The sequence below is a fragment of the Alteromonas aquimaris genome, from assembly GCF_026183695.1.
GTDB lineage: Bacteria > Pseudomonadota > Gammaproteobacteria > Enterobacterales > Alteromonadaceae > Alteromonas > Alteromonas aquimaris.
Map to the genome: position 1 here is coordinate 143,034 of NZ_JAPFRD010000010.1, position 13,895 is coordinate 156,928.

The 13,895-nt window shown below is 43.3% G+C and carries 13 protein-coding genes; 3 read left to right on the plus strand and 10 right to left on the minus strand.

Translation table 11 applies throughout. The features are described 5' to 3' along the window. Window positions 1-12: 12 nt before the first annotated feature. On the minus strand, window positions 13-1,008 hold the full coding sequence (gene trhO, locus OPS25_RS08330) for an oxygen-dependent tRNA uridine(34) hydroxylase TrhO (RefSeq protein WP_265617223.1): 996 nt from the start codon (window positions 1,006-1,008) through the stop codon (window positions 13-15). A 103-nt stretch (window positions 1,009-1,111) separates the two neighbouring features. Beyond that, window positions 1,112-1,585: a VC2046/SO_2500 family protein gene (locus OPS25_RS08335; protein ID WP_265617224.1), complete on the minus strand. Its 474-nt coding sequence runs from the start codon at window positions 1,583-1,585 to the stop codon at window positions 1,112-1,114. Between the two features lie 451 nt (window positions 1,586-2,036). On the opposite strand from OPS25_RS08335, the gene OPS25_RS08340 reads away from it, so the two are divergent. Then, a complete protein-coding gene (locus tag OPS25_RS08340; RefSeq protein WP_265617225.1) occupies window positions 2,037-3,674 on the plus strand; it encodes a tetratricopeptide repeat-containing response regulator in 1,638 nt (545 codons plus the stop codon). Between the two features lie 373 nt (window positions 3,675-4,047). On the opposite strand, the gene OPS25_RS08345 is transcribed toward OPS25_RS08340, so the two are convergent. Both OPS25_RS08345 and OPS25_RS08350 read right to left on the minus strand, forming a co-directional pair. Further along, on the minus strand, window positions 4,048-5,001 hold the full coding sequence (locus OPS25_RS08345; RefSeq protein ID WP_265617227.1) for a DMT family transporter: 954 nt from the start codon (window positions 4,999-5,001) through the stop codon (window positions 4,048-4,050). A 7-nt stretch (window positions 5,002-5,008) separates the two neighbouring features. Next, complete coding sequence (locus tag OPS25_RS08350) at window positions 5,009-5,851, minus strand: DUF6279 family lipoprotein (RefSeq protein WP_265617228.1); 843 nt, start codon at window positions 5,849-5,851, stop codon at window positions 5,009-5,011. A gap of 139 nt (window positions 5,852-5,990) precedes the next feature. On the opposite strand from OPS25_RS08350, the gene OPS25_RS08355 reads away from it, so the two are divergent. Further along, complete coding sequence (locus OPS25_RS08355) at window positions 5,991-6,989, plus strand: ATP-dependent 6-phosphofructokinase (protein WP_265617229.1); 999 nt, start codon at window positions 5,991-5,993, stop codon at window positions 6,987-6,989. A 15-nt stretch (window positions 6,990-7,004) separates the two neighbouring features. On the opposite strand, the gene OPS25_RS08360 is transcribed toward OPS25_RS08355, so the two are convergent. The 4 genes from OPS25_RS08360 to OPS25_RS08375 form a co-directional block, all read right to left on the minus strand. Continuing rightward, window positions 7,005-7,838 carry a LytR/AlgR family response regulator transcription factor gene (locus OPS25_RS08360; RefSeq protein ID WP_265617230.1) on the minus strand — a complete coding sequence of 278 codons (834 nt, stop codon included), beginning with the start codon at window positions 7,836-7,838 and terminating at the stop codon, window positions 7,005-7,007. Continuing rightward, complete coding sequence (locus tag OPS25_RS08365) at window positions 7,835-8,908, minus strand: sensor histidine kinase (RefSeq protein ID WP_265617231.1); 1,074 nt, start codon at window positions 8,906-8,908, stop codon at window positions 7,835-7,837. The genes OPS25_RS08360 and OPS25_RS08365 overlap by 4 nt, the downstream gene beginning before the upstream one ends. A gap of 156 nt (window positions 8,909-9,064) precedes the next feature. Then, entirely contained in the window at window positions 9,065-9,526 is a 462-nt protein-coding gene (locus tag OPS25_RS08370; RefSeq protein ID WP_265617233.1) for an Mpo1 family 2-hydroxy fatty acid dioxygenase, read from the minus strand. Window positions 9,527-9,586: 60 nt separating this feature from the next. Further along, complete coding sequence (locus tag OPS25_RS08375) at window positions 9,587-10,273, minus strand: flagellar brake protein (protein ID WP_265617234.1); 687 nt, start codon at window positions 10,271-10,273, stop codon at window positions 9,587-9,589. 113 nt (window positions 10,274-10,386) lie between these two features. On the opposite strand from OPS25_RS08375, the gene OPS25_RS08380 reads away from it, so the two are divergent. Further along, on the plus strand, window positions 10,387-12,186 hold the full coding sequence (locus OPS25_RS08380; protein WP_265617235.1) for a M61 family metallopeptidase: 1,800 nt from the start codon (window positions 10,387-10,389) through the stop codon (window positions 12,184-12,186). On the opposite strand, the gene OPS25_RS08385 is transcribed toward OPS25_RS08380, so the two are convergent. Together OPS25_RS08385 and OPS25_RS08390 are read right to left on the minus strand one after the other, a co-directional pair. After that, window positions 12,183-13,028, minus strand: a complete 846-nt coding sequence (locus OPS25_RS08385; RefSeq protein WP_265617236.1) for a M23 family metallopeptidase — start codon at window positions 13,026-13,028, stop codon at window positions 12,183-12,185. The two genes, OPS25_RS08380 and OPS25_RS08385, sit on opposite strands and share 4 nt — an antisense overlap. After that, on the minus strand, window positions 12,991-13,866 hold the full coding sequence (locus OPS25_RS08390; RefSeq protein WP_265617238.1) for a 6-carboxytetrahydropterin synthase: 876 nt from the start codon (window positions 13,864-13,866) through the stop codon (window positions 12,991-12,993). The genes OPS25_RS08385 and OPS25_RS08390 overlap by 38 nt, the downstream gene beginning before the upstream one ends. Between the last annotated feature and the right edge of the window lie 29 nt (window positions 13,867-13,895).

A 13,895-nucleotide genomic window follows, 5' to 3' on the forward strand; every position in this document is an offset into this window, starting at 1 on the left:
ATGAGCAACTGTCTATGCCTGTTTTTGCTTTGCAGCTAAAGCGCGCTGGCGTTGCTCTTGGGCTTTTTGCTGACGACGACTTTCCATTACGTCTCGCGCCTCTGTACCGACGTGTTCTTCATTACGCGCGCGGGCGAGGTTAACTTGTTTCTCACGTTCTCGAAACCTGGCGATCTGCTCCTCGGTGTGGGTCCCATAACATTGGGGACAACTTACACCCGCTTCATACTGATCACTCTGGCGATCCATTTCAGTAATCGGCAAGCGACAGGCGTAGCATTGATCATAAACACTTTTCTCAAGCTGATGATTTACTGCAACACGATTATCGAAAACAAAACAATCACCTTCCCAGAGCGACTGATCTTGCGGTACATCTTCAAGATATTGGAGGATACCGCCTTCTAAATGATAGACCTCGTCAAATCCCTGCTCTTTAAGGTACGCAGTGGATTTCTCACAACGTATGCCGCCAGTACAAAACATCGCCACCTTTTTATTTTTAGCAGGGTCTAGCTTGGTGTGTACGTACTCTGGAAATTCACGAAACGATTCTGTTTTGGGATTGATGGCATTTTTAAAAGTACCAACCTTTATCTCATATTCATTGCGCGTATCGATGACGGTAACGTCGGGATCGCTTATAAGGGCATTCCAATCCTTCGGTTTAACATAGGTGCCCACTGTATTTCGCGGGTCGATTCCCTCCACGCCCATGGTGACAATTTCTTTTTTCAGCTTAACTTTGGTGCGATAAAAAGGCTGGGTATCGTGAAAAGATTCTTTATGAGAAATAGGATTAATTCGCTCGTCGCGGTTTAAATAAGCAATTAAATTATCGATACCTTCACGGCTGCCAGAAACAGTACCGTTTATACCTTCAGCTGCCAATAACAGCGTACCTTTAATACCATTGACTTCCATCGCGTTAAGTAACGGCTGACGAAGTTGCTGATAATCTTCAAGCGCGACAAATTTGTACATCGCGCATACTACGAATGGGGACATAACATTACCTTTGCTAATTGGAACGTAAAACCAGGGCAAAATGCGGGCGCGAGTATAGCCAAATAGTGCCACAAAATCCAGCCGAGTGCTCCCCTCGCACCGTCTAATTTACTAATTCTACCGAAGCCGCTACGATGTCGCCAAGTAGTGTCTCATCTACCTCAATCTGATTGGAATGCTCATGTTGGAGCAGATGTTGAGTGAGATAACTGCAGTTGGATTTTACATCCGGCGGCAGTTTTTTTGGATTGTCGACCACACTAAGTGGATCGGGGTGCATGGATTGCCATAACAACACACCGGGTGTGTCTCCTTGCTGTAGCAAACGATTAGTATGGCTCAGGCACTTCACCGCTTTTTCACTGCTTGCTCGCGGTGCTCTACGATAATGGTTTAAGGAGGTAACATCGAATTCGCGAGCTTGCTTGGCGTTTGAATGAAACGACAACGGTGACGCCCCGGGCTGGCTATGCATTGCCAAATACAGGGAAAACAGCGACTTTGAATGTACCGCTTCAGCAAGTTTACCTTGCCACTCTATGTTTGCTGGTTGTACTGATTTAACGGAATCTACCACGGCGGATTCACTACCTTGCTATAGCTTGCCTATTTACGCTATCGGTATGTAACGAAATAACTTAATAAACTTTTGTAAATATCACGCTGGTAATGAGTACCGTTCACTCTATATACTGGCTAAATCTATTTTAAAAAAGTCATGCAAAACGGTTCTCCGTAGGAAGTATGTTCACGCGACGGGATTATGTATTTCTTTTGATAAACCATATTTCTGAAGGATTAATAGGTGCTTAACCTAGAACGCGGGTACAGCACAACATTTGAAGTAGCCGTTTGGGGAAAGATAGAATCATTCACCTACTCATCGTTGTTTTGGTATGAAAAACTGTCGGTTTCTCTACTGTTGTTTGAAACGAACGTCGAATAGATGACCTCTCCATCTTTTTGCGAATCACCTCAATGTGAATGAGTATTATGCAGTATAGCGAATAAGAGGTAGTGAATAGCCTATGGATTGTAAGGATAAACACGTACTTATCGTTGAGGATCAACGCCCTTTCCTGCTGTTGCTTCGTGGCCTGATTAACTCTATGGGCGCGACCGAAGTCGATACCAAAAGCTCTGCCGAACAAGCTATCGCGCTGTGTAAAAAACGCAAGTTCGATATTGTTATCGTTGATTTGCATTTAGGTGCCGATCGAAAAAATGGATACGAATTTATTGAAGAGTTGAGGATTAGAAAACTCGTTAAACCCTCTACTATTTTTCTGTTAATCAGCGCGGACAGCGCTCGTCCTGTTGTGCTTGGTTCACTTGAAAGGCGACCCGATGATTATTTGATCAAACCTTTTTCACAATCACAACTTAAAACTCGGCTATCCAGAGCGTGGAATAAAAGACAGTTTCTATTGCCTGTGCACACAGCAATGGTAGAACAGGATTGGCAACAGGCCATTGAACATTGCAAAAGCAAGATGACTGAACCTTCTCCTTTTCAACGATTCTGTTTGCAATTATTGGTTGAACTCTATTGGAAAAGCGGTGTACCCGAAAACGCTTTAGCATTGTTATTAAAACTCAGCAAAGAAAAATCGGCATTATGGTCGCAGATTGCCTTAGCAAAAACCTATTTACAAATGAACGAGTATCAAAAGGCAATTGATACGGCACAGCTTATATTGCAATCAAACCGCTTTTACGCGGAGGCTTATGACATTCTTGCTGAGTCGCAAAATAAACTGGAGAAAGGAGAAGAAGCTGTCTCAGCTATTAAACATGCCATTAAACTTTCCCCCTACTCCCTGCAACGTCACTTTACCGCGTGCGCCATTGCCAGGGAAAACGAAGACTTTGAATTAGCTCAGGAATCGTCGCTTTCTATATGGCAACTTTCAAAACGAACCATTCATCAGGACGTTGCTCACTGGTGCAGCTATATTCGTAGCATTTTGGATGCGGCTGAACATGCCGAAGAAAAAAAAGCGAAAAACAGATGTCAACAAGAAGCTTTACTCGTTTTGCAACGGGGAAAGAGTGATGATGTGCTACAACGCTTAAAAGGTGAATTTGATTTAGATATTTATGAGCAGGTCGTACAAGCACGCATGTGCACGCTAGATGGTAAAATGATGGACGCTAAGCGCAATCTTGCTCAGTCTCAAGTCACATTAGAAAACAAATACGAAGAGTACCCTATTGCTTACGCTCCGGATAGTCTGAAAGTGATGTATGATTTAGGAGAATATGACGATGCATTGGCGCTTGTCAAAATTATGCAAGAGCAAGGTGTAGAACTCGACCCCAATACTCAGCACTTAATGGCATCAGAAACAGCAAGAAGCGAAGAAAAACAAAAGCTGTATCAGCAGTTTAATCGCCAGGGCATTCAGCTTTATCAGGAAGGTAAATTTGAACAGGCTAAGGATGCGTTTTACCTGGCCCAACAGTACGCCCCAGTCAATACAGGTATCGCTCTTAATCTACTGCAGTGTATTTTAAAAATTCTGGCAAAGTTTGATAATCCCGATGCAGCATTGGTAAGCGAATGCCGAAGGGTCTATAAGTTAATAGAGGATGTGCCTCTTAGAAAACAACATCAGGAAAAATTTGATGAACTTAAGGATGATTTATTTACTTATATCAATTAAGTGGAAACACCTGAAAGCGAGTTTAAGCTATTTATCCTTTTCCAGCATTGTGATAATAGCGGGCTGCAGCAGCCAGCCGGTGTGTGAAGATATCGTTGAAGTGAATAGGCAGCAGGAGGAATGTACTCGTCTGGCCAAAGTGATGAGTAATCCGAATTATCCTCAACAAGCGCTAAGTGCGCGAAAAAGGTTTACAGAAGAATGCGAGGGCCTCAGATATCAACGGGATGAACACGATACTATATGCAAACAGTGAATAGTCGTTTGAAAAGTGGCCCTCATCACTACTCGCCCTTAGTGCGGTGACGCGGTAACAATTCATAGAAAAACAGCCTTAGCCGATACTCCTAAGCGGAAGGTAGAATGCCATCAACTATTTTATGGCCCCACCTCGAATTTGTTCGGCATTGATGGGGCTTTGTTTTCCCAGCGCAGTCAAAATTGAACCGGTTATCACCATCGTCCCCCCAAAGTAGGCTACCCAGCCTAGCTCAGGTTGAGTGAACATAGCAGGTTCTAGCGACTCTGCAATGAGCATACTTAGATAGGTAAAAAGGGGCGTCAACGCCAAGATAGCGCTCACGCGTGAGGCATACCACACCCGTAGCGCCTCTGTAAACGCACCATAGGCAACCACGGTATTGATGCAACAAAATAGTAAAGCAGCTGCCTGTAGCGCGTTAATTTGGAAGAGCAAGCTAAGTTCACTGAACGGAAATAGCAGCCCGGCGCCTATCATATATATCAACCACGTCAGTTGCATGGCACTCATCGAACGCATGAGTTTTTTCTGGCACAAAGCGTACATAGCCCATGTCAGGGCTGCAAATAATACTATTACTATGCCCACTGCATCCTCGGTTTCAGAAACAAGGATTTGAGGGAGACGCTGGTTAAAAAATAACAACAAACCGGCTACAAGTAGTACGCTCCCCGCAAGTTGTACACGATTAAATGATTCTTTGTATAGGTAAATGCCACCTAACATCAATGCAAAGGGCGCCACTTGCATAAGTACCTGAACACTAGAGGGGCTCAGATATTTAAGACCGACGACATTCGCAACATAGTTAATAACAAGCATGATGGTTGCGCCGATTGTGAGCGCAATAACCGGGAGACTGAAGTTGACTAAGGGGGGGAGCTTTTTTCGGCGAAAAAGGATGAGACCTACGATCGCGGCTGCGAATAGAAAACGATATAAGGTGATGGTTTTGCTATCCATCACCTGTAAGCAAATGACCAAAAATATTGGCAATACGCCCCATAAAACAGCGGTTAGCAGAGCAAGTAATAGCCCTTTTACCGGGTGTAACTCGTCAACCAATGTATGCTCAGTCCATCAAATCTTCAAGGTCGTCGATAATATCCTGAATTTCGTCTAAAAGCTTTTTCTTTTGTTGCGCACTTAGTGACTGAGCGACCCTGGCAATCAATTCCGCGTTGAGGGCAGAGTTTTTCTCACGATTTATTTTGTATTGCTTACTACGAAAGTCATCAGGGTTATTCATTAAATGAATCAAATCGCTTTTAAAATTTTGATTGCTGGAACGCGTAACAAACAACCGTCGAGATGCTTGTTGAATAGCGCGTCGGTAATTTATCCAGTCGGCATGGGTGGAGACAAACTGGGGGGCATATTCAGAAACTAATGCTTTTTGGGCCGCGGACAATTTACCAATCCGTTCTTCAAGATCTTCGATAATACTTTCAACCCGATCTTCTGTACGTTTTTCCTCAGACATTGCAAGTTTTTCGGCTAGTTCTTCTTCCTCTTCTTTATTATCTCTCTCTAGCGCTGCAAAAAACTGTATTAATTGTTCATCCGTTACTACCAATGCCATTTCAGCAATTTGCGGCGATATTCTTTCGCGCACGCGCACCCAATGCTCAGTAGCCTGTTGAAAATTCGCCGACACAACTTCCTGCGTAAGGTTGTTAGCAATTATATCTTGTCGAAGTTGTTTCAATTGCCCCACATAGCTTGCTAATTCTTCTTCACGATGCCATTTAATCCAAGCCGCTAAATAGCCATCGAATTGTTCTTCCTGATCATCCGTAAACTCTATGTAGTCATCTAAATACCAATAAATCAGCCAATCAACATTGTTATATGCCAGCTTCGATGAACACGCTGAAAGCAAAAAGAGTAAAATGAAACAAGCCAATTTCTTCATAAATATCCTTAACTAAACTCCGAAAACCTTCTTCATACGTATCAGCTTGGCAGATGGTTATCATTCTGCCATGCTGTAAGGGCAGGCTAGAGTTTACCGTCTAAGTTCATTCATTTACATTTTCAAAAGGTTACTATTTGTGACAAAAAAGGTTGCTGTGCTTACTTCAGGTGGTGATGCGCCCGGTATGAATGCGTGTATACGGGCAATAGTCTTGGCCTGCGAACGTGCCAATTATGCCGTTGTTGGATATCAGCACGGTTACAATGGGCTAATTAACCAGGAGTATTGCCTGCTTAATAACAATCAGGTGCACAATCTCATTCAACGGGGCGGAACAATATTGCAAAGTGCGCGTTGCCACGAATTTAAGACCGATGCGGGTGCGAAGAAAGCTGCCGAAAATTTAGCTGAGTTGGATATTGATACCTTGATCGTCATCGGTGGAGACGGCTCCTTTCGTGGTGCAGACCACTTAGGCGCGTTTTGGTCAGGTCAAATATTAGGCTTACCCGGAACCATTGACAATGACATAAGTGGAACCGATGCAACAATAGGTTTTTATACGGCAATTGAAACTGCTGTCAGCTCTATTGATAAAGTAAGAGACACGGCGGATGCATTTGAGCGTATTTTTCTGGTAGAGGTAATGGGGAGACACGCCGGCTTTTTGGCTTTGCGTGCCGCCCTCGCTTCGTCAGCTGACTATGTGATTCTGCCTGAACTATTCGATAACCCAGAAACGACGCTTAACTGCATAACAACACAGTTGAATGAACGTAGAAAACAAAGCGACCACATCAGCTATATTATCGTTCTCGCTGAAAAACTGTGGCCGGGCGGGATAGATAATCTGGCCCAAGCACTGACTGACAAAACCCAATCTGAAGTACGCCCCGTGATTTTAGGGCATGTTCAACGCGGAGGCTCACCCGTCAGTGAAGATCGTATTCTTGCCACAAAACTTGGTGCATATGCGGTAAGTTTAGTTTCCAAAGACATTACCGGTGTCATGCTAGGGGAACAGGAAGGCAAAATCGTCGAAGTCCCCTTTAAAATGACTTGGGGTAAATCAAAACCCCTTGATCAACAGCTGGTTACCACAATGAAGACATTAATGAACGAGCGTTACGCGTAACCAGAAATGAAAGTCTCAGGTTTTCATTGCGGCTTTTACTTTGTCGCGATGTGAGCGACTTACTTTTAGTTCTGTGTCATTCTGCAATATCAGGTGATATTCCCCACTGATGTGGCTCACCAGTTTTTTGACATATTTAATGTTTGCGATGGCAGAACGGTGAACACGAACAAATATTTTAGGATTAAGCTCCTGCTCTAACTCTTTCATCGTTTTACGCATTATGTGCATGCCATCTAATGCATGCACACACATGTAATCTCCTGCGGCATCAATCCACTGGATATCATTCACTGCAACGCGAGTGACTTCTGAGCCATCCTTTATGGCCAATATATCTGGATAAGGATCGGTCTCGATTCGTTCACCCTTAGCTAATTTGCGCAGGATCTCCTCACAGTTATCCCCTGTCAGTTCAGCAACCAGATTAACCAGTTTTTGTGATTGGGCATCTTGATATTGGTTAGCAAAGTAATCGCGAACCTTGCCCAACGCTGAGGCTAGACGTTCATTATCTGCAGGTTTGAGAAGGTAATCCAGGGCGTGCACGTCAAACGCTTTAATCGCATAACTGTCGTACGCCGTAACAAAAACAATTACCGGAATGGGTTGTTGAAGTTCCTTTAGCTTTTGAATGACCTGAAAGCCATTCAATCCTGGCATCTGGATATCGAGAAAAACCAGATCGGGTCTCAGCTGGCTAATTTTACTCACCGCATCAACCCCGTTTTGACATTCGGCCACCACTTCAATATCACTATGGCTATCCAAACGAGTGCGCAACCCTCTACGCGCTAAAGGTTCATCGTCAACAACTATGGTTTTTATAATTTTGATTTTTGTATTCATACATCGTTAACCTCATAAGGAATGCGGATGCGAACCCGTACACCGTTTGGTTTGTTATGTTCTATTGAAAAAGCAAAGTTACGTTGATAAAGCGACTGTAAGCGGTCACGAATATTAGCCAGCCCCACTCCATTTTCTCGCGTCAGCTGACCATTTTGGATATCGGCGCCAGGCCCGTTATCCGCCACATCCATTAATAAATCGTTACCAAAACTACGGGCAGTAATATCAATTCGACCGCCCTCTTCCATTCTTGATATTGCGTGTTTGATCGCATTTTCAATGATGGGTTGAAGTATCATGCTCGGCACAAGCGCAGCTTCACAATTTTGCTCAATATCCCACCCCACATCGAGACGATCATCAAAGCGAACTTTTTCAATTTCCAAATATAACCGTAACGCCTTTATCTCCTGTCCCAAAGGAACGCGCTTAATGGGGTCATTATCTAAAGAATAGCGTAAAAAGTCGCTCAGGCGTGAAACCATGGTTTCAGCGGAATCATTTTCCTTTAATAAAATCAATGTTGAAATTGCATTTAACGTATTAAAAAGGAAATGAGGATTAAGCTGATAGCGCAACATTTTTATATGTGCCTGATGCGCCATAGTGGTTGCTTTTAATGCGTTTTGCTTTTCTTTTTGCAGCATCTGGAAGTTTTTGATTCCAAAATAAACGCCACTCCAACAACCAATCATGATGAGCGAGTTGATGGTGTTGGTAAAATACATGTACCACTCTTCAGGGCGGTAACCGTGCTTATATATTTCCCAATAATTGACGTTTTTCACCACCGCCCAAATCAACGCGACAAAATAGCAGGAAACCACCACTATCAGGATCATTTTAAGAGGGGGTTGTTTTCGCGCCCATCGAAACAGGTAACGCAATGGAATGGTCAGAAGCCAACCAGCATACGCATTCAAAAGAATAACAAATATCCAGATGGGTCTGACGTCGTGTAAGAATGAACCGATATAATAGACAATGGCAAAGCCAGTCCACCCTGCGCAATGAAGTACCCAGAATAATCGTTCGTTACTGTCGAAAAGGCGATGCCAGCGGCTCACAAAACTACCGAAAAATATTAACTTATGGAAATATTATAATGAATTTGAGTGGTGATTTCGCGAGCTTGGTCGTAACACAAGGACGTCTGGTCGCACTTCTCATACAATCGTTCCCTTTTCACTTTTCACTTTTCACTTTTCACTTTTCACTTTTCACTAATAACCGATGTTCATTCTTTTAAGCCAGTGAGTCCACCACCAGGCTGGTCCCACAAGCAGAAAGCGTAGGTCTTCTAAAAAAGACGGCTTTTTTCCCTCAATTTTGTGTCCTACAAATTGCAAAATCCACATGATAATGAAAAGGGCCAAACAGAATTGCCAGACTGAAATATGTAAATATTCAAGTAATTTCACACCGCCAAATGACGCTAGAGTCAGCAATGTCATTGCAGCCCCAATAGGGCCGGACAATTTAAAATAGTAATACAAAACCGGTATAACCACGACGTGTGCCCAGTTTATATTAAATTGGCTTAACCAGTCTGGAGCAGGGACAGACCAGATCAGGCCTACTGTTACGAAAAATATGCAGGGCACCGCAATGGCGTGAATCGCCACATTGGTTCTGTTTTGATGGCTTTCATTATATCGGCTTAACAGCCTTTCAATTTGTCGCATACTGCTATCCCCGCCTTGAGCTTATGTTAATTTACTGTTAACAGACTAAAGTCTACTGCATTACTGCTCGATGAGTATATGTTTTTCTAACAATTTATGGACAGTTTGCTGATTTTCCGCAAACCGGATCCCGTAGTAGTGATGCTCTCTATCCGAGTTTTTATTCTTCACGTTGCCCTTGATAGTGAAGGCTTTCCCGGCTGAATCGTATTGCAGTGTAATACTATCTTCATGGTCAAAAAATGGATAATCTGGGTGAATGGCCAGTGCTACACGACATCCTTTGCTGGAGACATCGACAATAATTCCATGAATTACTGTTTCTCCATCTTGCTGCGCGCATTCAATGGTGACTGCGATGCCTGGCTGGGCACGCTTTTCTTCTCGTAAACCAAAGGTTTGAAGCGACTTTGGAAACGTAGTAATTAACACACCAAATGGTTTGGTAATCAGTTTTATTACTTTTACTCGAAATGCAATGACCTGCCCCACTCCACCTTCCAGGACATAACGCACCACAATATTGTTACCGGGGGTTAATAAATCACGAGTAAATTGCCAGTTAGGAGAATTAGGCACCTGAAAAAATATCCCATTAGGCGCATCCATACCGATATATTGGGTCTTGACTCGCTTTGGCGAGGTCGGAGTGGCGATTTGCAAATCAACCAGGGTACTTGGTTGCAATGCCCGTAGCCATTGGATGTCATTACTGGTTAGTGAATCATAGTCACGCTTGGAACCCATAAGTTGCAATACATATATATTGAGGAAACTTCCTCTAAGCATACTTTAGAATGGCTGACAAAGTTAACCCGCTAATGCATCATAAGGAAATTTAAAATTTTGAGTTTGTTGTTATGTCTTCATCGGTACCTGTAATCGAGTACACCCTGGCGGTTGATTCAATCAGTGAACACCTTTTTCACATCGAAATGCGAATCCCCCCCTTAAACGAGACATTATTGGAAGTTTCGCTGCCGGCCTGGATCCCTGGCAGCTATATGATTCGTGATTTTGCCCGCCACATAGTAGAACTTAATGCATATGGCAAGAAGGGGGCGCTACTGACCTGCAGTAAGGTGGATAAACAATCATGGGCGATTCAAAATCCCAGCGCAGAAGCCATCGTCATTCGGTATAAGGTATTTGCCTTTGACCTATCTGTGCGATCTGCGTACATCAGTGATGAATATGCTTTTTGTAATGGCACCAGTGTCTTTTTAAATATCAATCACGCAGATAGTTTTAGATATCAATTGGAAATTGATCTACAACAACTGCCGGAAAGCTGGCATCTGCACACATCAATGCCTGCGTTAATGGGAAAGGATAAGAGCAATCACTTTGCTTGCGATAGTTATTTAGAATTTATTGATCACCCTATCTTCATAGGTCAATGCCAATCAGCTTCCTTCACAGCGGGAGGTGTTAAGTTTACGGTGTTATTTAGTGGCACAAACCCTATCGATATTGAGCGAATCTGTGCCGATTTAAAGCCCATCTGTTTACATCATATCGAACTATTCGCTGATGAACCGCCCATTTCGAGTTACCTTTTTATCACTTTATTAAGTGACAAAGGATACGGTGGCCTTGAGCACCTCAATTCAACGGCATTACTGTTTCCCCGCTTCGACCTACCGCTTGTAGGCGAAGACAAACAAAATCAAAATAGTTACATCACATTTTTAAGTTTATGTAGCCACGAGTTTTTTCATACGTGGAATGTTAAGCGAATTAAACCCGAGGAGCTGATAAAACCAGATCTTCATGCAGAGGTTTATACCCATCAATTGTGGGTATATGAAGGTTTTACCAGTTTTTTCGATGAACTAGCATTAGTCCGCACTAACCTTATTTCGCCTCAAAAATATATTGAGCTTCTAGCTGAAAATATTACCAAAGTTATACAGACAACAGGGCGATTGAAACAAAGTGTCGCCGAATCAAGTTTTGATGCCTGGACACGTTTCTATAAGCAAGATGCAAATTCTAGCAACCACATCGTGAGTTATTACGTAAAGGGCGGGTTAATTGCCTTAGCTCTGGATCTGTTAATTCGAGAGCAATCAAACAATCAATACAGTCTTGATGATTTGATGAGATTATTGTGGCAACAGCATGGAAAACCTGGTGTGGGTACAGTTAACAATTCGATACTGCTCTTGTGCAAACGTGAATTTAATATCGATATAAAAGACTTTATCGACAACGTGGTATATGGAACAAAAGATGTTCCTCTGACCCAATTGCTTCACATCGCTGGTCTATCACTTCATCAACGCACTAACGCAAAGGATAGTGATAAGGACAAAAGCGAAATTGACAAACTCACCCTCGAAAAAGAGCTGGGCATGCGGGTAAAAAACATGGAATGCGGAATCATCGTTCAACAAGTAACTTCAGGTCTGGCTGCCTGCCAAGCTGGCGTGCAGATAAACGATCGTATCATCGCGCTTAACGGATATGAAATTAATGAGACATTATTTCGACGACTGATGCAGACCACCACCGAGAAGTCGCTCCCCATGGTAATCATTAGAGATGGACGCGTACTAAATCTGTCGTTACCCGTCACTGAAGCACAGAAAAATAATTATTATCTGAAAATTGAAAACGAATCAATTTTTTCGTCCTGGTTAAGTACTTCTCGTTAATTCCTCGGTGGAACCAGTAAAGCCGGGTCAAGGCGCATTTTCCCTAGGTTAATGCGCCAATCAAGGTGGGGGCCAGTGGAGCGACCCGTGGAGCCTATGGTACCGATTTGATGACCCTGTTCAATCAGTTCACCTACCTTCACTTGCATTTCATGTAAATGCAGAAAGGTCGAATAAACCCCCATTCCATGATCAAGAATAATAGTATTGCCTGAATAATACAGGTCATCAGCCAAAACCACGTAACCGGCTGCTGGGGCCACAACAGGCGTACCGGTTGGGCTACCCACGTCAAGACCATAGTGAGGCCATTTCGGCTCGCCGTTTAAGATGCGTTGGCTTCCGTATACACCTGTAACAGGTCCTTCTGCTGGCCATATAAAGCGGGTAAACACGGCATCATAATCGCGCACATTGGCACGGGCGCGAGACACTTTTTGGCTGTCATTTCGGATTCTTTCTGTCACCTCTTTTGGAGGGGTGACCATTTTAGGTGCAAGTCCATCTATGCGCTGAATATCGTATTCCCTGGCCGCAACATGAAGAGTTTTTTCGTGCACCTTTCCCTGTTTATCAGTCCACGTAAGGAGATGTTTTTCTTCCGCCTCGCGCGGAAAACCGATGACAAACTTACCCTGCGCATTGATATTAACGGGCTTTCCATTAAACGTCACTGTGGCGCCAGGCGTTACCTGACCTCTTACCAGACTTCCCTGGGTCAACTCTCCATTCAGCACTAACGCTTCATTTTTTGCCGTAACCTGACTAACCGGGACGATAAAGAAAAATAGTGTCAGGAATAACTTAGTCTGCAACCATCGCACCTTTACCGACTCCTTCATAAGCAATAACCTTTATTTTCTGATTGGGAAAACGTTGTTTTTGTTGCTCAAAAACGTATTGCGCCAAACACTCAACAGTTGAGTCGGTGGTGATCACTTCGCAGTCTGACTTTGGCATAATAAGCTCAAAATACCCTTGTGACGACTCGTATCCAAAACACCAGTATTCATCTTCGTTATCTAATTGGCCGGTTATTCTGCGTTGAGAGAATTCCAAAACATCTTCTTGAGTGGCGATGTAAATGTCCTGCCACCGAGTTGCCCAGTAAAGTTGACTCTCTTGGCACAGTTTATCGTCAACGAATAAATCAATTCTCGATCGATGCCCATGCGCAATACGCTGACAATTGCCATCATGTTTCTTTAAACCGTGGGTGTAATGATAATATGGGACATCAATGACTTCTGTGCGCAAATTAAGCGTAATATTGTCAACATTGTCAGGTAAATGGGTGGCAATAATCTCTTTTAGATAGTCACCCACCGAGGTTTTGGTAACGGCATCACTATATATAAATGCGTAAGCTTCAGCTGGGCACCGCAACATCAACTGACGATGATCAGCACATTGAAAACGAACTTCCACTTCAGTTTCGTCGTGACCATTTATGACAACAGACGCCGGGTGTTCGGCTGGCACCAACAATTTATGATCTACATAGTCGTCGATTAATCGCTTTAAGTTCTTTTTGACCTTGCCGAAATCCTGGACCATGCTCTCTTCATTCAAATCACCATCAAGAATGACATCTACGATCCAACTTTCACCCACCATGCCACGCTCATGGCACAGATATGAAAAATCCATTACTGTAAGGTCATTAACAAATAATTGCATGTTACCCTTATATAGCTGTTGTGCTGTTT